18 protein-coding genes are annotated in these 20,909 nt (G+C 46.4%); 4 read left to right on the top strand and 14 right to left on the bottom strand.

Annotated features, from left to right (window positions below; all coding sequences use genetic code 11):
• Positions 1-20 precede the first annotated feature (20 nt).
• Positions 21-2,933 carry a tetratricopeptide repeat protein gene (locus ACLWNV_RS00335; protein WP_413585910.1) on the bottom strand — a complete coding sequence of 971 codons (2,913 nt, stop codon included), beginning with the start codon at positions 2,931-2,933 and terminating at the stop codon, positions 21-23.
• A gap of 260 nt (positions 2,934-3,193) precedes the next feature.
• On the opposite strand from ACLWNV_RS00335, the gene ACLWNV_RS00330 reads away from it, so the two are divergent.
• Entirely contained in the window at positions 3,194-3,586 is a 393-nt protein-coding gene (locus tag ACLWNV_RS00330; RefSeq protein ID WP_413585909.1) for a hypothetical protein, read from the top strand.
• A gap of 440 nt (positions 3,587-4,026) precedes the next feature.
• Here ACLWNV_RS00330 and murA read toward each other — a convergent pair whose 3' ends face one another.
• From murA to ACLWNV_RS00310, 4 genes are all read right to left on the bottom strand, one after another.
• A complete protein-coding gene (gene murA, locus ACLWNV_RS00325; RefSeq protein WP_413585908.1) occupies positions 4,027-5,280 on the bottom strand; it encodes a UDP-N-acetylglucosamine 1-carboxyvinyltransferase in 1,254 nt (417 codons plus the stop codon).
• Positions 5,273-6,154 (bottom strand): peptide chain release factor N(5)-glutamine methyltransferase, encoded by an 882-nt coding sequence (prmC, locus tag ACLWNV_RS00320; protein ID WP_413585907.1) that lies wholly within the window; start codon positions 6,152-6,154, stop codon positions 5,273-5,275. The genes murA and prmC overlap by 8 nt, the downstream gene beginning before the upstream one ends.
• 5 nt (positions 6,155-6,159) lie before the next feature.
• Entirely contained in the window at positions 6,160-7,233 is a 1,074-nt protein-coding gene (gene prfA / locus ACLWNV_RS00315) for a peptide chain release factor 1 (protein ID WP_413585906.1), read from the bottom strand.
• Positions 7,234-7,347: 114 nt separating this feature from the next.
• Positions 7,348-7,593, bottom strand: a complete 246-nt coding sequence (locus ACLWNV_RS00310) for a type B 50S ribosomal protein L31 (protein WP_340598244.1) — start codon at positions 7,591-7,593, stop codon at positions 7,348-7,350.
• Positions 7,594-7,902: 309 nt separating this feature from the next.
• On the opposite strand from ACLWNV_RS00310, the gene ACLWNV_RS00305 reads away from it, so the two are divergent.
• Entirely contained in the window at positions 7,903-8,283 is a 381-nt protein-coding gene (locus ACLWNV_RS00305; protein ID WP_413585905.1) for a hypothetical protein, read from the top strand.
• A gap of 67 nt (positions 8,284-8,350) precedes the next feature.
• Here the strand turns inward: ACLWNV_RS00305 and rho are convergent, their stop codons facing one another.
• A complete protein-coding gene (gene rho, locus ACLWNV_RS00300; RefSeq protein WP_413585904.1) occupies positions 8,351-10,111 on the bottom strand; it encodes a transcription termination factor Rho in 1,761 nt (586 codons plus the stop codon).
• 370 nt (positions 10,112-10,481) lie between these two features.
• On the opposite strand from rho, the gene ACLWNV_RS00295 reads away from it, so the two are divergent.
• Positions 10,482-10,850 carry a PilZ domain-containing protein gene (locus ACLWNV_RS00295; protein WP_413585903.1) on the top strand — a complete coding sequence of 123 codons (369 nt, stop codon included), beginning with the start codon at positions 10,482-10,484 and terminating at the stop codon, positions 10,848-10,850.
• 110 nt (positions 10,851-10,960) lie between these two features.
• Here ACLWNV_RS00295 and ACLWNV_RS00290 read toward each other — a convergent pair whose 3' ends face one another.
• From ACLWNV_RS00290 to gatC, 6 genes are all read right to left on the bottom strand, one after another.
• Positions 10,961-12,325 (bottom strand): hypothetical protein, encoded by a 1,365-nt coding sequence (locus ACLWNV_RS00290; RefSeq protein WP_413585902.1) that lies wholly within the window; start codon positions 12,323-12,325, stop codon positions 10,961-10,963.
• Between the two features lie 75 nt (positions 12,326-12,400).
• On the bottom strand, positions 12,401-12,850 hold the full coding sequence (locus ACLWNV_RS00285; protein WP_413585901.1) for a DUF192 domain-containing protein: 450 nt from the start codon (positions 12,848-12,850) through the stop codon (positions 12,401-12,403).
• Positions 12,807-13,727: a Ppx/GppA family phosphatase gene (locus tag ACLWNV_RS00280; protein ID WP_413585900.1), complete on the bottom strand. Its 921-nt coding sequence runs from the start codon at positions 13,725-13,727 to the stop codon at positions 12,807-12,809. The genes ACLWNV_RS00285 and ACLWNV_RS00280 overlap by 44 nt, the downstream gene beginning before the upstream one ends.
• Complete coding sequence (gatB, locus tag ACLWNV_RS00275) at positions 13,727-15,160, bottom strand: Asp-tRNA(Asn)/Glu-tRNA(Gln) amidotransferase subunit GatB (RefSeq protein ID WP_413585899.1); 1,434 nt, start codon at positions 15,158-15,160, stop codon at positions 13,727-13,729. The genes ACLWNV_RS00280 and gatB overlap by 1 nt, the downstream gene beginning before the upstream one ends.
• A complete protein-coding gene (gatA, locus tag ACLWNV_RS00270) occupies positions 15,150-16,622 on the bottom strand; it encodes an Asp-tRNA(Asn)/Glu-tRNA(Gln) amidotransferase subunit GatA (protein ID WP_413585898.1) in 1,473 nt (490 codons plus the stop codon). Before gatA ends, gatB begins: the two co-directional genes overlap by 11 nt.
• Positions 16,623-16,630: 8 nt before the next feature.
• A complete protein-coding gene (gene gatC / locus ACLWNV_RS00265) occupies positions 16,631-16,912 on the bottom strand; it encodes an Asp-tRNA(Asn)/Glu-tRNA(Gln) amidotransferase subunit GatC (protein WP_413585897.1) in 282 nt (93 codons plus the stop codon).
• A 152-nt stretch (positions 16,913-17,064) separates the two neighbouring features.
• Here gatC and ligA point away from each other — a divergent pair, with 152 nt between their 5' ends.
• The gene (ligA, locus tag ACLWNV_RS00260; RefSeq protein WP_413585896.1) at positions 17,065-19,056 is read left to right on the top strand and encodes an NAD-dependent DNA ligase LigA; all 1,992 of its coding nucleotides are present in this window, start codon (positions 17,065-17,067) and stop codon (positions 19,054-19,056) included.
• Between the two features lie 60 nt (positions 19,057-19,116).
• On the opposite strand, the gene ACLWNV_RS00255 is transcribed toward ligA, so the two are convergent.
• Positions 19,117-19,311, bottom strand: a complete 195-nt coding sequence (locus ACLWNV_RS00255) for a histone-like protein (protein WP_413585895.1) — start codon at positions 19,309-19,311, stop codon at positions 19,117-19,119.
• Between the two features lie 104 nt (positions 19,312-19,415).
• Complete coding sequence (locus ACLWNV_RS00250) at positions 19,416-20,882, bottom strand: metallophosphoesterase (RefSeq protein ID WP_413585894.1); 1,467 nt, start codon at positions 20,880-20,882, stop codon at positions 19,416-19,418.
• Positions 20,883-20,909: the final 27 nt, after the last annotated feature.

Genomic DNA, 20,909 nt, shown 5'->3' with positions numbered 1-20,909 from the left:
TGGCATCCTCCGTTGACGTCCTAGTTGCCCATTCGATTTAACTTGTTTTCTATTTCAGCACGATCCGGAGCATTTGGGGAGAGTCCTAAATATTTATTGTAGGACTGTGCTGCAGAGCGAGTATCCCCCCGGATCTCGTAAATCGCCCCTTGCTCCCGGTAGATCTCGGCGTAACCGCTTTCGCGGGCCGCTGCCAACGCAAGCATGTCTTCTGCCACTTCCAGTGATGCCGACTGGCGGTAACACTGGGCTGCTTTAACATAGATCTCTGCACCCTGTGGTCTTAACTTCATAGCCTGGGAGTATTCGCCCGCGCACTCTGTAAACTGTTTGCGTGCTGCAAAAACCTCTGCCGCCAAAATATAAGAATCAGCAATATTGGGATTTAGTTTCTTTTCCTGTTTGGCAGCTTCAGCGGCACCATTCAAATCACCCGAAGCAAAGGCTGCCTTACCCACGTAATACCAGGTGCGAGGGTAGTTCGCGTTCAGGCGTTGTACTCGCTTGAATTGTTGAATCGCTTCGTCGTATCGGGATGTTTCCAGATACAATTTGCCCGCCTGGAACAGAGCCTCCCCATCAGTGGGATCCAAAATTGCCGCCTGCAGGAAGGCTTTTAAAGCTTTGTCATTTAAACCCAGGGCTTTATAGCTTTCGCCCAACCCCAACCAGGCTTTTTTGTTTTTCTGATCTGCTTCGACAACGCGCTCATAAATTTCCCGCGACTGAGAGTAGCGGTCTTCAGACTTATGCACTTCCGCCAAAGCCACGCGGTAATCCAATGTATAAGAAAATCTCTTAATCAGTTCATTTAAATAAGTAATCCCGGCATCCACACCATTCGTGGCAGCCAGCATTTTGGCATAAGTGATCTGGGCCTCGGGATTGGTAGAGTCAATTTCCACAGCCTTAGTTGCAAAGCGAACCGAATCCTTTGCCGCAGCCTCTTTTCTTTCAATTTCCTTTTTATTCAAAGGCATAATCGACAAAGCCAATGCCCCGTTGGCCTTTGCCAAAAGAATATATGTATCAATGTCGCCGTCATAAGCCTTCAGCGCACGCATTCCATAGTTCACAGCACCCGGCATATTGTTTCGCCGATACTCCATCAAAGCCAGGCCACGCAAAACTTCATAGTTATTCGGTGCAATTCGAATCGCAGACGTCAGCACGCGAGTAGCCGCCGTGAAATCAAATCTTTGTGTCAGATAATCCGCTTGAGTCACATAGGCAGAAACCAATTTTGGCTCGGCCTTAATGGCTTTATTCAACCACTCGATCGCCTCAAAACTTTGATTCAGCTGCCATAAAGCTTTCGCAGCTTTTACTGCCGCCGTCCCATTTTTTGGATCTGCTTCAAAGGCTGCTTTAAATTCAGCTTGAGCTGCAAGATAGTCACCCTGGCGCACATACTGATCACCCAGGAATAGCAATTCGCTGTTTTGATTTTTTCCGCCACTGACTTTGTCAGAGCCACCCAGTCGCAACACCAGTTGTCGCAGCTGTGAGTTATTTGGATTTAATCTAAATCCTTTTTGAGCTGCACTCAGTGCTTTCTTTTTATCACTGCGTTCGACATAGATTTCCGCAAGCACCTGATAGCCTAATGCTTCAGTCGGAGGGAAAACTGCACTCTTGGATTCCATCGCGGAATTCAACAAACCGAAAGCCACGTCCGTTTTTTTAAATCCACGATACTCGGTGATTCCCATCAATAGCTGAGCTTCGCGATGTTTCGGGTTCTGCGCCAAGGCTTTTCGGAAAACCTGAGACGCTTCATTGTATTTTTCCTGGGACATATAAAGCTTACCCAGCATGACCTGCGGATGAAGCCAGCGCTCCCACATTTGAATCGCTTTTTCAAAATACGGAACAGCGTTGTTATAGTCTTTTTCACCCTCTAACAATTCCGCTTTATAAGCATACAGGATAGGAAGCAGGGAAAATGGTTCTGAGCTATCAAGAGTCGCCTCGATACTGCCGCGAGCTTCCCTGAATTTTCCGGAAGTTAAAAGTTTCACAGCTTCGCACACCCGACCGTAAGGACTGACCACATTAATCGCACGAGTCGCCTGAGTGACTGCTGCGATTGTATTGCTATCCTGGGCATCTTGTTTGGCAAACGGCCAAAGCTCGCGATACACCACACACAAAAGACCGCGCACCTCAAGATTAGTAGGGGAGCCTTCAACGATTGAAACCAATTTGTTCTGTGCATCCAGGTAAGACTCAAAAGTATCGTACTCCATCGCAGCGATGGCTTCGTTTAATTTTTTTCCAGCATCTGCCGGACTCATCGGCGAAGTGCTTGGGCCGGGAGCAAGCAGATGAATTTTATCACCTTGGCCTGTTCCTGTATCAAACAATAGCCACACTCCAAGCAAAACGATCACCGCAAGAATCACCAATGGAAGCTTCAGTGTTTTTGCGATTTCCTTTTTTTCCATGTTGCGCAGATTCGATAAATCAATCACCGAACTCTTGGCATCATTCGCGGGCCCTGTGTTTGAAGTAACGGTGCCTGGAATAAATGCTGGCGCCACTTGCGATGGCGTATCGTAAATATCTACTTTGCGGGTTTTGCTTTTATCTACAGTGATATTTGCCAGACTGTCTTTGCTGGGACCACCAGGCATAGTGGAAGAGCCTGTTTGACCAGAAGAAGTCGGCTTCATGATCACAGTCTCAGCTTCCATCTTCTGAACTTTTTTGGGATCCACATCAACGACGCCTTCAAGCGCCTCTAACAATTTGTCATAGAACGCAGGCTCTTTGGAAATCTGGGACCACTGACCATCAGGAAGTTTCGAGATCATTTCCTGACCCGAAAATACACCCTCACCAATCATGCGAAGAATGGCTTCAGTGGAATAAGGGCCTTTAACTTGGCCGCTTCGTGTTCGTACTACCCAGGTTACTTGTATGCGAGACATAGATGCCTAATAATACTGGCTTTTTTGTCAAACAACCAAGCCCCCCGAACTCTGCCGTCTCACTCTGTGCTTTGGTCAAGGAAAGTGGTTCCAAAGTTGAACTGAAGTTCCACCTTGGAATTACCCTTAGTTCCGAATTGAGTTTACCTCCCTCGGGTTCCCACCCTCAGATCAATCACCTTGGATCTGGCGAGTGTCTCAGATTGGCACAGACCTTGCTCTAGTAGGAAGTGTCTTTTAGTTTTTGGGGGATACTCTCTGTGATTAAAAATGCTCTGATTGCTTTCTATATCTTGCTCGTCCTTGCGATTTCCGCAGTGGCTCGTGCAGGCGTATTGCCAAATAATGCAATCGAGGGCGCTGAAGTTACAGATTCTTCCAACTACAACTATTCGACTCGCGTAGGTGAAGTTGCAGTTTTGGCTGATGGAACTTTTGTTTTAGTTCTTGAAGCACAAAACACAATCCTTCTTCAATCTGACTTCGACCTTACGCCTTTCATCGGTTCTAAAGTTATGATTAGCGGTATCGAGCAAGAGCATCAACTTGCTCCCAATTATGGAAGTCATTCTGTGGATCCCCTCCCTGGAATGGTTTTCGGGAACAAAACGGTCGTCTTCGTAGTGCTTGGTATCTCTGAGGTTACTCAGTAATCATTAGGGTCTCAGCCCCAATCCCCTCCGTGGGCTGAGATCATTTTTTTATTTCCTAACAGGGTCAGCATAAATCCCCTCCTTGCTGGCCCTTTTTTTTGCCTTTTCTGCAACTGAAATCCGATCGAAGATTCATCGAAATCAATTTGTTCTGTCCGTCGCTTCGGTCGGCACGCCATCCGGGCTCGTCAGCGCCGGCTGCGCCGGTTCGCGCATCCATGCGCCGCTGAAGGCCTCTCTTCGGACGGGCAGCTCAAATTGCTTCCGCTGAATTTTGCGGGTTTATTGAGACATGTTCAAACGAGCGGGCAGATGGGGGAATTTATTAGATGGCGGAGCTCAACCCGAAGGCTGGGGTGACTGACGGCGCTTGAGCCCGATCAATGAAAAAGGCAGGATTTTTTGGTCCTGCCTTTTTTTGTTTGGAATGTTTTTGGAAACTATTCCTGGCGGCGGATGTTGGCGCCTAGGGAGGATAGTTTGTCTTCTAGTTTTTCGTAGCCGCGGTCTAAGTGGTAGATGCGGCTTACTACTGTTTCGCCGGATGCGATCAAGCCTGCAAGAACCAAAGATGCGGAGGCGCGCAGGTCTGTTGCCATTACTGGGGCGCCAGTTAGTTTGCCTGGGTTACCGCGGATAACTGCCACTCTTGTTTTTGGAGTGATGTCTGAGCCCAAGCGGCAAAGTTCTGTTACGTGCATGAATCGGTTTTCGAAAACTGTTTCAGTGATTACGCTTGTTCCGTTTGCCACTGTCATCAAGGCCATGAATTGAGCCTGAAGATCTGTTGGGAAAAGTGGGTGAGGAGCTGTTGTCACATCCACGGCTTCCCATTTTTCAGCTGGGAATACAGTCATGGAATCTTTTGTGGTTTCGATTTTGAAACCTGCTTCGCGCATTTTAAGAATCAATGCATCCAAGTGAGCTGGAACACATTTCGTAACTGTTACTTGGCCTTTTGTGATCGCGCCCGCAATCAACAAAGTTCCGGCTTCGATACGATCTGGCATGATCGCGTGCTTTGCAGGTTTCAAAGTTTCAACACCTTCAATGCGGATAACTGAAGTTCCGTGACCTGTGATCTTTGCACCCATCTTGTTCAGGTACTCTGCAAGATCCACGATCTCTGGCTCTTTCGCCGCGTTTTCAAGAATAGTAACACCCTTGGCAAGGGTAGCTGCCATCATGACATTTTCAGTTCCGCCAACGGTCACTGTTTCAAACAGGAATGTTGCTCCCTGAAGTTTTGGGCAACCTGCGTGAACATAACCTTCTTTTTGCGTGATAGTTGCACCCAAGGCTTTGAAACCATCCAAGTGCAAATCAATCGGGCGAGAACCAATTGCACAACCACCTGGTTGAGATACAACAGCTTCGCCGTATTTCGCGAGCATCGGACCCATGCACAGGAAGCTTGCGCGCATTTTGCGAACAAGGTCGTAAGAAGCTTCGAAGGAAGCGGGCTTGTTGACATTCACATGGAATTCTTCGCCAACCCATTTTGTTTCACAGCCCAGGCTGTTCAACAATTCAGAAGTGGATTCAATATCCTTTAGCTTCGGCATGTTTGTGAAAACGTGATTGCCTTCAGCAAGCAACGTCGAAAACAGAATTGGCAAAGCCGCGTTTTTTGCGCCACTTGCTGCTACTGTACCTTTAAGTGGGCCATTGCCCATCACAACCATTTTATCCATGCTTCACTCCTGCGATAACTCTATCAAGCCCTGAAAGATCTTTCAGTACACGCACGTTTTTAAAAATATCTAAATCAGAATAATAACTCTGCATAACAGAGCCCTGGCTCATGCCCATTTCCATCATCGTCACGGATTCAGATGACAGAAAGGGAGCATACGCCTTGGACCACGATTTCAAAAGTGCTAATCCATTTTCTTCTGCGAATAGTGCAGTTGATGGTTCAAACTTTTTTACGTTCTCCTGAACTGCGGGATCATTGTTCGCAATGTAGGGAGGATTAGAGACTAATATGTCTATCGTGTTCTGTCCCATGAAGTTCCTGCAAGATGCCATTACAAGATCGACATTGGCTGCATCAACATTAACAAACTCCACACGATCAGATACGCCAAGACTTACAGCATTGCGCTTCGCTACCGCGATGGCATCAGCTGACACATCAACCGAAACCAGATTTGCATTAGGAAGTTCTTTAAGAATGCTAAGACCCAAACAACCTGTGCCAGTTCCCAAATCCAGGATCGCGTAGGCTTTGTCTTTATCTTTTGCCCACGCCAGAACCTCTTCAACGATCTGTTCTGTTTCTGGACGCGGAATCAAAGTAGCGGGAGTGACTTCAAAGCGGGATTTATAGAAATCACGGTAACCCAGAATGTAGGCAACTGGCTCGCCCTGACCGCGGCGACGAACTAACTCGCGCAATCCAGCCAGTTCCGCTTCGGAAAGTGGCTGATCAAATTTCAGATATAATTGAATGCGTTCAAGCTTGAGGGAATGGGCAAACAACAGCTCCGCATCCAGGCGCGGAGTCTCTATTTTTTTGTCTTTGAAAAAGGCAGTGGTTTTATCGAGTACTTCTTTGAGTTTCATTCAACCTAAGCAGAGGTTTGTTTTTTAAGAGCCTCTGCTTGGAAGTTAGCAACGAGTGGGTCAATCAGCAACCCAAAAGATCCGCTCATGACTTGGTCCAGCTGATGGATCGTAAGACCGATGCGGTGATCAGTGATACGTGTCTGAGGGAAGTTGTAAGTACGGATACGCTCTGAACGGTCGCCGGTACCGATTTGGTCCAAACGAACATCGGAAGCTTCTTTGCGGGCTTTATCGTCTTCGATTTGCTGAAGTTTAGCGTAAAGGATCTGGAATGCGCGCTCGCGGTTGGCTGACTGGGATTTACCCTCTTGGCACTTAACGTCGAGACCGGTCGGCAAATGCACGACACGTACTGCGGATTCAGTTCTATTTACGGACTGACCACCCGAACCCTGGGAACGCATAGTTTCAATGCGTACGTCAGACATTGGGATGTTCACTTCTTTGATTTCCACCTCAGGGATCACGGCTACTGTTACGGTGGACGTATGAATACGGCCTGCCGCCTCGGTTGCTGGAACACGCTGAACGCGGTGAACGCCAGATTCGAATTTCAATTTGCTGAATACAGAATCCCCAGAGACAGAAGCGATGATCTCTTTCGCGCCACCGACGTTACCCTCGGAGAACGAAATGACTTCAACTTTCCAGCCTTGGGAAGATGCATAGTGAGTGTAACCGCGGAACATTTCCTCGGCGAACAAAGAGGCTTCGTCACCACCAGCGCCCGCACGAATCTCAAGAATGATATTCTTGTCGTCGTTTGGATCTTTAGGGATCAATGCAATTTTCAATTGTTCTTCAAGGGCAGGAAGAGCGGCTTCAAGCTCTTTAACTTCCTCACGGATCAACTCGCGCATTTCTGGATCTTGTTCCGCCGTCAAAAGTTCTTTGCTGGCTTTAAGATTCTCAGTCTTTTTCTTGTAGTCACGGAAAGGAACAACAATCTTTTCCAGGTTCCCAAGCTCTTTCATTAGAGCGCGGTATTGAGTTTGGTTTGAAGCAATGTCAGGACGCTGAAGTGACAAATTCACTTCTTCGTAACGTGATTCAACTTCTTCCAATTTCGAGAACATGGGGATTGCTCCTAGGTCTGCTGCAAGATCGAGTTGGTATTCAGAAATGAAAATGCGGTTCGAATGAGGAACCGCATTTCACATAAGAGAGTCCTCCTGAAGGAGGTCTGCAATTTACTTTTTGCCGTAACGTTTTTTGAAACGATCGATACGACCTTCAGTATCCATTACACGCTGTTTACCAGTGAAGAATGGGTGAGATGCTGAAGAGATCTCTACTTTAACTAGTGGATATTCTTTACCATCTTCCCATTTAACCATTTCGTTAGAATGAAGAGTGGATGTTCCCAAGAACATGAAGTCGCAAGAAATATCTTTGAATACGACTGTGTTCACTTTTGGATGTAGGTTTTGTTTCATGACCTGATTCCTTTTAATTAATTTAACCTGTGGGTCTTAAGCTGTAAGGATGTAACACAGGGGTTCCCCGCTGTCGAGCATTAATCGCTGCTTTTTTTGGCAGCGAACAGGCCCTAGATTAGCATGGGTAGTTTATAAATAACCTCATAATATCAATTAATTAGCTTATTTACGGCCAGTTTCGCGTCTATTCTCTGGCAACCCTCCCGAAGACGCAAAACCAGACTCCATTTGCTTGATATTCCTTGCCTCATTGAAACTTGTGCTTCGGATTCAACTCACAGATATTCGCTCTTCTGCGAGGTAATTATGAAACATTTGATGACGATTCTGGCGGTTTCACTGTCTTCACACGCGGCTCAGGCTGAAAAAATCTACTGTGCTTTTACCGAACCCTTTATCAACATCACCTATAATTCAGACACTAACAAAGTGGTTCGCAGTTCCCCCGGCTCTGCCGATGTCGTAGGCGTTGCTAACGTGATCTTTCATAAAGAAGGCAAGATTGCCATCAACATTGTTGGTATAAACAACACAGTCTTGATCGACACTACCAAAGAAGGCAGCGACGGAATGTCAGATTATATCTATCCATTTGAAGCCATCATCGACGGCACACTGTATGGCGGTTGCGAAACCGACCACCTAAAAAAGAAACTAAGCCGCTACAATCCACAAGTTCTAAGATAAAAAAAGGGAGTCAAAATGACTCCCTTTTTCATAACTTCTATTTTCGATTTTCCATTCTCGTCGAGCCCTAGCTCGGTCCCGACATAGCTTTCAAGAAATCAGTATTCGATTTAGTGTTACCCACTTTATCGATCAGGAATTCCATCGCATCGATAACGTTCATTGGCGCAAGAACCTTTCTCAAGATCCACAAGCGGTTCAAATCACCTTTATCGATCAACAAGTCCTCTTTACGAGTTCCTGATTTATTGATGTCCATACAAGGGAAGATACGTTTTTCCATAAGCTTACGATCCAAGTGGATCTCGGCATTACCAGTACCTTTAAATTCCTCGAAGATAACCTCATCCATACGAGAACCTGTGTCGATCAACGCTGTTGCGATGATTGTCAAAGATCCACCCTCTTCGATGTTACGAGCAGCACCGAAGAAACGTTTTGGTTTGTGAAGGGCGTTGGAATCCACACCACCCGACAAGATTTTTCCTGATGGAGGAACAACCGTGTTGTATGCGCGGGCCAAACGAGTGATGGAATCCAGCAAGATAACCACGTCATGCTTGTGCTCAACCAGACGTTTCGCTTTTTCGATAACCATCTCTGCAACCTGAACGTGACGAGTTGGTGGCTCATCGAATGTCGACGAAACAACTTCACCTTTTACAGTACGTTGCATGTCAGTCACCTCTTCCGGACGTTCATCGATCAATAGAACGATCAACTTCACTTCAGGGTGATTTGCAGTAATCGCATTTGCGATTTGTTGCATAAGAACCGTTTTACCTGTTCTTGGAGGGGCAACGATCAAGGCACGCTGACCTTTTCCAAGTGGTGCCATCAAGTCCACAACGCGAGTCGTGTAATCGCCTGGATTGTGTTCAAGTTTCAAACGCTGATTTGGGTAAAGCGGCGTCAAGTTGTCGAATAGGATTTTGTCTTTACCTTTTTCAGTCGTCTCGAAGTTTAGAGAATCAACTTTCAATAGAGCAAAGTAACGCTCACCCTCTTTTGGAGGACGAACTGTACCGGTAACTGTATCACCTGTTCTCAAACCAAAACGGCGGATTTGAGACGGAGAAACGTAAATATCATCCGGACCTGGTAGGTAGTTGTAGTCTGGAGAACGCAAGAAACCGTAACCGTCAGGCAGGATTTCAAGAACACCAGAACCGTAAATGTCCTGACCAAGTTTCGCAGCACGTTTCAGGATTTCGAAAATCATATCCTGACGGCGAAGACCGGCAGCGTTTTCGATTTTAAGTTTTGTTGCAAGCTCAGTCAGCTGAGTGATGTTTTTGGATTTCAAATCCTTGGATGACAACCAGGATTTCTCCTCGTCAGTCAGTTGGATATCAGCCAAATCCACATCTGGTTGAGCGGTAACATTTTGTTCATCACCAGCTGGTTGATGATCGTCGTTTCTGTTGCGGTGGAAATCACGGCGTTGATTGTTGCCGCGGTCACGGTCATGACGGTTGCGATCGTTACGATCTCCACGGTCATTTCTGTCATTGCGATCGCCACGATCACCGCGGTCGCGGTTGTCTCTATTGTCGCGATTGTTTGGACGGAATTCACGACGTTGGTGTTGTTGAGGGCGATCTTGTCTTTGTTGCTGTTGTTGTGGCTCTTGGGAAGCGCTTGGGGCTGCTGCGGAGGCTTCAGCTACAGGGGCTGGTGCAGCGGCTTGTTCTTGTGGAGGTTCAGCGGCAACGGGTGCGGCTTTAGCCTCTGGGGCAGCATCTACAGTAGCTGCGTCGGCAGATTTTGTGGTGCGAGTGCGTTTCTTAACGACTTCAACGCCTTGTGAATCTTTTGGTTCGGACAAACAAATTCTCCTTGTGGGATTTAAAAAAGAAAAAGAGAGATCTTTAAGAAGTATGGCCCGGCTGGACCTATTACTGTGTGCTTTCCCCCAATTTCCTTGAATCGCGGGGGGGTTGTCAATGGGAAAAGCAACAGCCGGGGTCGCATTTGCAGAGGTGTCTCACATTCCGCCCGGGTCTGGATACGCCCCGTTTTGGGACTGTTTTAGTTAGTGTAAAACTTCAGGATTTCAATGGCTTAAGTCCTATTTCGAGACACACCTGTTATCGGCTTGTAACCATAATTTTCGGTTTTTTTCATGCCAAGCTCTTAATATTTTACCCGCAATTCCGAAAGGTTAATAGCTACTTTAAGCAAAATAAGGAGTTAATGTGGAGGACACTTTAAAAGTTCCAGCACCAAGAACCCCTCTAAACCTAGAGGTTTCTTTCAAGCGTAATTATGCGCGTGAAGAAACTAAAGGCACGCTTAAGAATATCAGCATCTCGGGAGCCTTTTTAGAGTTTACTGGCGGCTTGGTTCGCGCCAACGAAAAATTGCATCTGATGTTTGTCGTTGCTGGACGAGAGCGCAAGGTTGCTGCTCATGTTATTTGGGCAAACTCAAGTGGTGCGGGAGTGAAGTTCATGCCTGTGAACAACAGAGACGTTCAAATCGTTGATGATTTGATTTACTTTGTTGAGAACGGTCGCACTGAATCTCGCTCTGTGATGGATTCGATCTTTAAAAAGGTCGGATAGTTTAAAAGTAGCTCGTTGTTGTATAAAATAAAAAAGCCCACTTTCTTAAGTGGGCTTTTTCTTTTTCAGAGATAAAGTTTCCGATCTCTAAAACCTAAATTCAAATTCTATTAAGTGCCTACGTGAGTGTTATCCATGGATTGCTGTTCCAGCTCACGTTGTCTGCGTTTCTTTCTCATCACGATCAGGATCGCAAGACCTGCTGCTGCCAAACCAACTACACCCAAAGCCATTGTCGTGTCGTTGTCCATCGCACCCGTACCAGCAACTTCATCATGTTGTGGCGGAGTTGGCGGATTCATCGCCGGCATTGGAGGCGGCGGTGGAGGTGGCGCCATGTCTTGAGCCATTTCCGGTGGTGGAGGCGGAGGTGCCATCTGATCCGGAACTGGAGGAGCAGCCATATCTGGTGGCGGAGGTGGAATATCAGCAGCTGCCTGTTGCGGCGGAGCATCTGGCATTGCCGGAGCCTCAGGCATTGGCGGCATTTCTGCTGCTGGTGCTTGTGCTACTTCCTGGTGAACCGGAGCCGCAGCCACTTGGCCACCTCTCCAGTATTGAAGTTGCGTTCCTGCCGGGATTTCCTGTTTGGATTCTACAGAGTTACTTGCCCAAACTTCTTTCCATGCCCCATCGTAACCCAAAAGTTCTTTGGATACGGCTCTGATATTGTCGCCATCTTTAGCTGTGTAGATTTCTGGTTGAACACCATTGTCTTCATAGAAAGTGATCAAACGACCAGAGTCATCAGAACGGTGAGGAGAGTTGTAATAAACTTTGTCACCCGGTTTTACACCGCGGGATGCAATTGTCGGATTACCTTTTTTAAGTTCGCCAACTTTTTTGCCATTGCCGTAAATCATCGTGCTGATGCTCTTAAGCGTGTCACCTGGACGGGCAAAGTAAACAGTGTTGTACCAGGTTTTTCCAACCTGCCACGGAGCTGTTGCAACTTTTTGCAAAGGAGTTGCAGCTTTCTTAGGAGCTGGCTCAGATGGTTCATCAACATAAGTCGTGGATCCAGCACTTGCTGTTTCAGACATTGAAGATGAAGAAGTGTCTGGCATTGTAGGTTCTGGTACAGATGAAGCTGCTGTATCCATTGGAACATCAGCCGGTGCATCTGGTTGTGGTGCGAATGGATCTGCAGGAAGTTCTGCAATTTGCGGTTCAGCCGGAGGTTCAGCTGGCATATCGCTTGGTGCAGCAGCCATGTCTGGTTGAGTTTCACCAAGAGCATCTTCTGGAAGTTGGTCAGATGAAGCAACTGCACCATCAGTACCAGCATCTAAAGCCTGGTCACCTTCAAGTTTCTCCAGGTCAGCAGAATCAAAGTCAGATGTGACTTCCTCTCCGGAATTAGAGTCCTTGCTAAATAAGCTGCAGGCACTAAGGTTTGCAACCAATCCGAAACAAGCTAATAGTACAACGAGTTTTTTCATCATTTTTCGTCCTTGAGTGATGCTACGAAACATACTGTTTCAATCAATCGTTAATATCAATCTAAAGCCAAGTATAGAATGCTGGCAATTGTTTATCTTTTCACTGGACTATGGGTTGATTTTTAACTTGGCTCCAACCTTGATCTTATTTTTGTCAAACCAGCCTTTATTCATTTCTAACGCATATTTGGCAGGAAGTGCACTCGCGTACGACGGCAAAGCCGTGTCTGCTAGACCTTTGCCGGAAGTCATTTCCTGGACGTCAATGAGCTTACCGTCTTTATTGAAGTAGCCAATCGACAAATCAATCAACGTATTCTTCATCCAGAAAAAACGCGTCTCTTCGTTTGAAAAAACGAAAAGCATTCCCTCGTTGTCACCCAGACTGGAGCGATTCATCAATCCTTGTGCTTGCTGTTCGACAGTCGTGGCTACCTCGACAGAAAGAGTTTTTCCTGCAACGGTGATTTTCTTTTTTGGAAAAGTAACAGTTGCATTTGCGGTGAACGAAAAACTAAGAATGATCGCCAGTACGAAGCATCTCAAGTGCGACGCCATATCTTACTCCTTTAGTGGACACTACCAGACCAGTCATGCCCATTGCATTTATAGTATTTAATAATATAGAAGCGCCGGCGTAAATAATATCAGCGCGGCCACCCAGTTGAAATTTAGCTTTCTTTTCCTCGACGGAAGTTTGGGCAAAGGTGTCTACCCAGAATTGCAGTCGCTCTTTGCTAAGAAAGTATTTATCAACTTTCTTTTCATCGAATCCGCCCACTTCAATTGCCACGATTGAAGTCGGGGTGCCTGCCACCGCCAAAATCTGATCCACGGGATTTCTTGAAATCTCCGGAAGGATCTTGTTGAGCTCACTATATATATAGTCATTTAAACTTTTTTGCTCAGTTTGGGGAACAGGTTGCTGAGTAACAAATCTTTCAGTCAGGCGAACTCCGCCCATATTTAAGCTTTGACCAAAAAGAATCTTCTCACCCCGACCCACGATAAATTCAGTCGAGCCGCCTCCAACATCCACAACCAGACTGGTCTTGGTGGGATCTATCACGCCACCTGTGGCGCCTTGATAGCTGATGCGAGCCTCGTCTTCGCCGGGAATAACTTCAATAGGAATTCCCAGCTCTTTCCCGATATCAAATAATTCCTGACCATTGCTTGCGTCGCGCGCAGCAGAGGTCGCCATCGCCAGAATCCGGTCGACTCCGTGTTTGTCGATTTCTTTTTTAAATTCAGTAAGGCATTTCTTCGCACGCACCAGAGCATCAGGATGAAGCCTGCCGGTCTTATCAACGTCCTGACCGAGGCGAACCACCTCAACCAGATCTTTGTGAACTTTGGTTATGCCGCTGTTATCGCCTTCGGCAATCAGGCATAGAAAAGTATTTGTTCCTAAATCAAGTGCTGCGACCTTCATTACTTTAATTTCTCCAATAGTATCTTATTGACCATGTCAGGATTTGCCTGACCCTTTGACGCCTTCATCACGGCGCCCACAAAGAAACCAAAAAGGTTTTTCTTTTTTCCTGATTTATGATCATCGACGGCTTGCTGATTACTTGCTAACACCTCGTCCACAATTTTCTCAATTGCAGCAGGGTCGGTAATCTGCACCAAACCTTTTTCCTTAACCACGACTTCAGGATCCTTGGATGTACTCCACATTTCCTGAAAAACAGTTTTTGCAATTTTTCCCGAAATAGTTCCAGCGTCAATCAGCTCGACCATTTTTCCCAATTGTGCTGGCTTAATCGGCGAGTTTTCAATTGGCATATTTACTGTGTTTAGCTCGCGCATAAGTTCTGACATAATCCAGTTCGATGAAGCTTTTGGGTTCTTTGAAACTTTCGCTGTGGCTTCATAGTAATCGGCCACTGATTTTTCAATCGTCAGAACCTGTGCATCGTACTCGGGCAATCCGTGTTGCTCCTGGAATCTTTTAGCCCGCGCAATTGGAAGCTCTGGAAGTTCTTTTCTGATTTGCTCAATCCAATCCTCGGAAACAATCAATGGCAGCAAATCGGGATCCGGAAAGTATCGGTAGTCCTGAGCATCTTCCTTGGAACGCATTGCGAATGTGCGATTCTTATCTGGATCCCAAAGTCTGGTCTCCTGCAGAATTTTTCCACCACGTTCAAGTTCGTCGATCTGTCGTTCGATTTCGTACTCGATGGCTTTTTCCACAAAGCGGAACGAGTTCACGTTTTTAATTTCCACTTTGGTGCCAAACTCAGGCGCGCCGACCTTACGAACCGAAACGTTACAGTCACAGCGCATGGAACCTTCTTCAAGATTTCCATCGCACACATCAAGATAACGAACTATTTGACGAATGGTGCGGCCGTATTCAGCGGCTTCCGCTGGTGAGCGTAGATCGGGACCCGTTACAACTTCCAACAGGGGAATGCCTGCGCGATTTAAATTAATCAGCGTATGCGCACCACTGTGATTTGATTTTCCAGCATCCTCCTCAAGGTGAGCTCTTGAGATATTCACAGTTTTATCCACACCGTTCACTTTGAAAGTAACGGATCCGTTTTCGCAGATGGGTTGATCGTATTGAGAGATCTGATAACCCTTCGGCATATCCGGATAGAAATAGTTCTTTCTGGCAAAGACAGATTTTTTACGAATCGTACATCCCAATGCCAGACCGGTTCTTATTCCAAACTCGATGGCGCGCTTATTTAGGACGGGCAAGGTTCCAGGCATTCCGGCACTTACCGGAGACACGTTTTCATTATCACTGGCATCAAAGTTTGTGGCGTCAGCACAGAAGATCTTACTGTTGGTGCGAAGTTGTACGTGAATTTCTATTCCAATAACGGGTTCATAACCTCTATATGACATGGGGTTTGCTCCCTTTTACCGGCGATACAGATTCCAATGCATAACCCACATTCAGCATGCGTTGTTCGTCGAAATGATTTGCGGTCACCTGAATACCTATTGGCAATCCAGAGGCCGAAGCACCAAATGGCACACTCATACCAGGAAGGCCTGCAAGATTGGTCGACGTCGTGAAGATGTCGTTCAGATACATTGTGAGTGGATCAGAGATCAGTTCGCCAATTTTGAATGCTGGTGAAGTGGTGACGGGACTCAAAATCACGTCGCAATTTTTGAATGCTGCAAGATACTGCTCAGTCAGCATTCGGCGTACCTGACCCGCTTTGTTGTAGTAAGCATCATAGTAGCCGCTGGACAGGCAATAGGTCCCCAGCATAATTCTGCGCTTAACTTCAGAACCAAAACCCTCGCCTCGGGTTTTTCCATAAAAGTCTTCCAGCTCTACGCCCGAGAGACTTGGAAAGTCGGCGCGATATCCATAGCGAATACCATCATAACGTGCAAGGTTCGAAGACGCTTCACTGGTTGCAATCAGATAATATATCGGAACTGCGAACTCGGTCATACTAACAGACACCTCGACGACTTCAGCACCCATTTTCTTTAAAGCTTCAAGAGCATCACTGAAAGTTTTTTGCGTGTCAGAATCGACACCGTCTTTCATGTATTCCTTGATAACTCCTACTTTTAAACCTTTCATGTCGGCTGAAAGATTCTGGCTCCACGCGGGAACAGATTTTTGTGACGACGTAGAATCCATCGGATCATGACCAGAAATTACTTCCAAAGTTAAGGCTGCGTCTTCAACACTGCTAACCATGGGGCCTGCCTGATCCAAAGAGGATGCAAATGCAATGATGCCGTAACGACTGACTCTGCCATAAGTAGGCTTCACACCCACGATCCCGCAAAAACTTGCGGGCTGACGGATAGAACCACCGGTATCGGTGCCAATTGTTCCCGCCACCAAACGCGCCGCCTGGGCAGCCGCCGAGCCCCCTGATGATCCACCAGGAACACGAGTCACGTCCCAAGGGTTTTTAACCGGACCAAAAAATGACGTCTCATTGGAAGAGCCCATCGCAAATTCGTCCTGATTAAGTTTACCCATTACGATGGAGCCGGAACTCTTTAAGCGCGAAACCACGGTTGCATCATAGGGCGGAGTGAAATTACTTAAAATTTTCGATCCTGCTGTCGTTTTTAAATTCTTCGTGCACAGCATTTCCTTGATTCCAAAAGGCACACCAGCAAGGGGGCCTACGTCTTCACCCTGAGCAATGCGTGCATCGATTGCGGCCGCTTCTTTGGCGGCGTTTTCATTTAGGCTGGTGAAAGAATTCAACTTGGAATCAAGTGAAGAGATTCTTTTCTGAAAGTGCGCGGTCACTTCCTGGGCGCTGATTTTTCGCGACTTTACGGCTTTGGAAATTTCACTGATCGATGCAAAAGTTAAATCCATAGATTCCCCTAAACCACCGGTGGTACTTTAAACAGATTGCCTGCATGTTCTGGGGCATTCGCTATGATTTCTTCGGCTGTGTATTTTTGCACCACTTTGTCTTCCCGCCAGTATGCTTCGATTTCAGTGGGAGTAATCATGGGTTCAACACCTGTCGTGTCGATCTGTTCTATTTTTTGGAAGTTGTGCAGAATTTTTTCCATCTGTTGGCTGAACTCTGTCGCCTCTTGTTCTGTGATTTGCAGGCGTGCCAGTTTGGCAATGTTCTCAATGGATTTCTTATCGATCACGACAGTCTCCTTGGCAGGAATTCCAGAAAGAAGAATAAAGCATCAGCACTCTGTCAGTCACCAAGCTATTCCTGGTCTGGACCTTGAAGCGCCGCCGCAGGACGCGCGCAATTACGTGATTCAATTCACACGCTCATGATAGAGTCCGCCGTATGTCAAAGAAACGCCACGAAGAGCTAAAAAAAATCATCGCTGAACACGACTACAACTACTATGTCATGGATCGTCCTTCGATTACCGACTACGAGTACGATCAGCTCTTTGATGAACTTTTAAAAATTGAAAAATCCGGTAAGGGGCTTGATCTTTCCGATTCCCCAAGTCAACGCGTGGGTGGAAAGGTTCTGGAAAGCTTTACGAAGGCACCCCATCGCCTTCCGATGCTTTCCCTGGCAAACAGTTATTCCCCAGAGGATATTTTCGAGTTCGATGAGCGTATTAAGAAATTCCTGAGCACTGACAAAGAAGTGGAATATCTGTGTGAACTAAAGTTTGACGGTCTTTCCATGGAGATTATTTATGAGAATGGGCAATTAGTTAGAGCCCTGACTCGAGGTGATGGAACTGTTGGCGAAGATGTGACAGAAAACATCAAGACGATTAAAAGCATTCCCCTAAAAATCAAAAGTGCACCAGAGATCCTGGAGGTGCGGGGTGAAGTTCTGATTTTTAAAAAAGACTTTGCTGAACTAAACGAGACGCAACAGGAGAATGGCCAGCCAACCTTTGCAAATCCCAGAAATGCAGCCGCAGGATCTATGCGTCAGCTTGACTCCAAGATCGCAGCTGCGCGTCCTTTAAAATTTTTCGGTTATGCCTTGGGTTTGGTTGAGGGAAAGACTTTTGATACTCAAGAAGGCATTCAAAAGTATTTTGCTGATCAGGGGATTCCGACTGCTATCAAATCAAATCCGGATCTGGTGCGTCTTTGCCGCGGCCCTCAGGAAGTAGTTGAGTACTATCATCACATCGAGAAAATTCGCTCGACGCTGCCCTTTGATATTGATGGTATCGTAATCAAAGTAAACTCGTTGCGACTGCAAGATGACCTGGGATTGGTTGCAAGAAGTCCGCGATGGGCAACGGCTGCAAAGTTTAAACCCGAACAAGCCACAACGGTCATTGAGAATATCGCCATTCAGGTCGGTCGCACAGGCGCACTGACCCCTGTTGCCATCATGACGCCGGTAAAAGTGGGCGGAGTGACGGTTACGAATTCGACACTACACAATCAGGATGAAATTGATCGCAAAGACGTGCGCATCGGCGACACGGTGATTATCCAACGCGCTGGTGACGTGATTCCCGAGGTAGTGGCTGTCGTTCTGGAAAAAAGACCTAAGAATAGCAAACCGTTCCTGATACCTGCACAGTGTCCTGTGTGCGGCTCCCCAGCTCATAAAGCTGAGGGCGAGGTTGTCACCCGCTGTACGAATCCACTTTGTGTGGCCATGGTGAAAGAATCCTTGAAGCACTTCGTTGGCCGACGCGCGATGAATCTGGATAAAATCGGCGATCGTCTGATTGAAACCCTGGTCGATAACAAAATGCTAACTTCATTTTCCGATTTCTATCGTCTGGAAAAATCAGACATCCTTTCGCTGGAGCGGCAGGGTGATAAGTCGGCCGAGAATATAATCAACAGTGTTGAAAACAGCAAAAAGCCCACGTTGGCGCGTTTTATTTTTGCACTTGGTATTCGCTTTGTCGGCGAGCAAACTGCAAAGCTATTGGCTGATCACTTCGTTAATATCGAGAATTTCTTAAACGCCTCTGAAGAAGAACTGCTGCAAGTCCCGGAAATCGGCCCTAAGGTCGCAACTTCAATTCGGGAATGGACTTCAAATAAAAAGCTCGTCAAAGAAGTTCACGAAATGTTGAAGCTGGGTGTGGAGATCACCAATCCTGTACGCGCCACAGAAGGCGCTCTTTCTGGGATGAGCTTTCTTATCACCGGAACTCTTCCCGTTAAACGTGATGACGCCAAAGACGTGATTGAAAAGAACGGCGGAAAGATTTTAAGCTCTGTTTCCTCGAAGCTTAGTTACCTGGTGGTTGGCGACGATCCCGGATCAAAAGTGGATAAAGCACAAAGCCTTGGAGTAAAAATCATCTCCTGGGAAGATCTGCAAAAGATGCTCTAAGGACAAATAAAAAACCCATGGTGCAAACCATGGGTTTTTAGTTTCAGCTTTAATTAAAAATTAAAGGTGATCGATAACGATATCGCGAGCCATAACTGTTTTACGGCCGTCTGCTTTTGCAGATTCGATACCTTTCATGCAAAGTTGCTCGATAGCTTTGCTGAGAACGTCGATAGTTTCAGCAGAAGTATTCATGCCGCCTTTTTCTTTGATAAGTTTTTTTACTTTGCTAGTTACAACAAGTACTTCTGCCATGATAACTCTCCATCCTTAGTTGAAAATTGAACAGTAAAAGGTTTGCATACGGGACCTATAATTGACAATGGGAAATCTTTTTTGCAGCGCAATAACCTAGTACGTTATGCGCCCCGATTTGAACCAAGCATGATTTCGGAACCACCATCCACGAACTTGCATAGCTCCGCCTGTCGAGAATTATGTTCTCCAGGCGAAATCCACACGAAAGTTTTCTGATCAAGCGGTTTGGTACATTCAACATCCAAAAATGCCGGCGACCAGCATCCACTGTTCAAATGTTCCACAGAACCGATGATTTCGTGTCTGGTGTGGTGAGTGTGCCCGTAAACAATGCGTTTTACTTTAGTAATTGCGCTTGCCATTGCAAGGACCCGGTCATCAGGTTCTTTGTAGCTTGAAACCAGGGAGGTCACCGACTTACTGTAAAACAAGAAGAATGGAAGCAGCACAAACAAAGGAATAAACGCCCAGAAGATCGAGATCTCGTAAACCGAGCGGATGAAAGTCATCAATTGAAATATTAAAAAGAACGCAATGAACACGATGAAAGCACGATCCAGCCACAGTTCACGCGCCAATAACATCGGTTCACTTGCCGCCGGAGCCACAAATAGTTCCTTAAGTTCTCGAACCATGCGCGGTTCAGCATTTGCTTTTTCTGCGATCACATCGATACGATCTTCAATCTTCAGGGGATTGCGAATTGGTGCCGAGAGACGATCAAAAAACGAGTGAACCAGCGTCGCCACCGAACCCCAGAACCACGTCCACACCAAACCGGGCTGCGCTCTCCAGATGTACTTAAAGAAAAACAAAATGTATTCCTTTAAACTCATAATATAGTTCGTATCCACGTGGGGGTTAAAGAACCCCATGCCGTTGGAAATATATCGGCATGCCAAATTTCCAAATGGAAGTTTCAAAGCGACATAGTTATAGCCACGCACAAATGGATTTACCGGATCTTCGCACATGCAATAGGGATCGTACTGATTTCCGTGTTCAATCAAAGTGTCCTGGTTGCTGATATAGAACCACTCGACAAAACGGACTTCCTCGCGCTTATCATCGGGAAGATTCAAGTGGCGCATGATCTCATCCTGAACTTCCATAAAGTGAAGTTCCAGATCATGATTTCCTATAACGAATACCGCGCGATTGCCGCGCACGATGAATTCACGCAAAGATCTGACAAAAGACATATGATCACGCAGGATCACTTCGATTTTGTGACGGGATCTTTCAGCACGAGGCTGCAGACCACGATGTTTTTCAATCCAGCTTACGTTAAATACCGGTTGGTCAGGCAAATTTAGAACGCTGTCAAAATCAAAAATGTCTCCGTTAAGAACAAGCTCAACGGGCTTACCTTGTGCGCGCTCTTCAAGATGTTTCAGAAACGTTTCAAAAATATCATCGTAGAAAAACTGGCGAGTCTTAAATTTTTTCCATAAAGGAAAGCGCAAGTTCACGGGTTCTGCCTCGGTCAGATGCAGATCACTAATGATTGCGGTATATTGCGCCGATCGGAAATCGGCTTTAGGGTGCACGAAAAAAGAAGTGGGCAAAACTGCCTCCTAATACTACTATCTGCC

It is taken from the genome of Bdellovibrio sp. HCB274 (assembly GCF_047306075.1).
GTDB lineage: Bacteria > Bdellovibrionota > Bdellovibrionia > Bdellovibrionales > Bdellovibrionaceae > Bdellovibrio.
Note: the sequence above shows the minus strand (reverse complement) of the source record. Positions and strands in the feature narration are given on the sequence as shown.

Excerpts from the sequence above, each read along its gene's own strand:
- gatB (WP_413585899.1), bottom strand. The coding sequence starts at position 15,160 with ATGTCATATAGAGGTTATGAACCCGTTATTGGAATAGAAATTCACGTA.
- ACLWNV_RS00305 (WP_413585905.1), top strand. The coding sequence starts at position 7,903 with ATGAAACATTTGATGACGATTCTGGCGGTTTCACTGTCTTCACACGCG.
- ACLWNV_RS00335 (WP_413585910.1), bottom strand. The coding sequence starts at position 2,933 with ATGTCTCGCATACAAGTAACCTGGGTAGTACGAACACGAAGCGGCCAA.
- ACLWNV_RS00285 (WP_413585901.1), bottom strand. The coding sequence starts at position 12,850 with ATGGCGTCGCACTTGAGATGCTTCGTACTGGCGATCATTCTTAGTTTT.
- ACLWNV_RS00310 (WP_340598244.1), bottom strand. The coding sequence starts at position 7,593 with ATGAAACAAAACCTACATCCAAAAGTGAACACAGTCGTATTCAAAGAT.
- gatA (WP_413585898.1), bottom strand. The coding sequence starts at position 16,622 with ATGGATTTAACTTTTGCATCGATCAGTGAAATTTCCAAAGCCGTAAAG.
- ligA (WP_413585896.1), top strand. The coding sequence starts at position 17,065 with ATGTCAAAGAAACGCCACGAAGAGCTAAAAAAAATCATCGCTGAACAC.
- ACLWNV_RS00255 (WP_413585895.1), bottom strand. The coding sequence starts at position 19,311 with ATGGCAGAAGTACTTGTTGTAACTAGCAAAGTAAAAAAACTTATCAAA.
- ACLWNV_RS00280 (WP_413585900.1), bottom strand. The coding sequence starts at position 13,727 with ATGAAGGTCGCAGCACTTGATTTAGGAACAAATACTTTTCTATGCCTG.
- prmC (WP_413585907.1), bottom strand. The coding sequence starts at position 6,154 with ATGAAACTCAAAGAAGTACTCGATAAAACCACTGCCTTTTTCAAAGAC.
- murA (WP_413585908.1), bottom strand. The coding sequence starts at position 5,280 with ATGGATAAAATGGTTGTGATGGGCAATGGCCCACTTAAAGGTACAGTA.
- prfA (WP_413585906.1), bottom strand. The coding sequence starts at position 7,233 with ATGTTCTCGAAATTGGAAGAAGTTGAATCACGTTACGAAGAAGTGAAT.
- ACLWNV_RS00290 (WP_413585902.1), bottom strand. The coding sequence starts at position 12,325 with ATGTTTCGTAGCATCACTCAAGGACGAAAAATGATGAAAAAACTCGTT.